Here is a 273-nt window from a genome sequence, read left to right as displayed (position 1 = left end):
TACTATTGAAACAACACTTCTATCAGGATTACTTTTCCCACTTTTTTTGGCTATTCGAAGGTTAAAATCCCAACGAGATTCAGGTGCAATGCTTTGAATTTCTTCAGATTCAATTGAAAAGTCGACTGGAGGTAAATTTACGCATTCGCAATTCGAATCATTCAACGGTTCGACAGTCGATGAGACACCACCACTTCTAAGGGGGGTAGTGACAACCATTAGCCTTTTTGAAGATTGAAAAGTCTTGTGAAAACTCACTTCTTCTCTTATCAA

The 273-nt window shown here is 38.1% G+C and carries 1 pseudogene; it reads right to left on the bottom strand.

What is annotated here, in order from left to right:
* Positions 1-273, bottom strand: a pseudogene (locus ACYP03_RS26140) (DUF6575 domain-containing protein); the annotation flags it as partial.

The organism is Photobacterium sp. R1, assembly GCF_054600795.1.
Note: the sequence above shows the minus strand (reverse complement) of the source record. Positions and strands in the feature narration are given on the sequence as shown.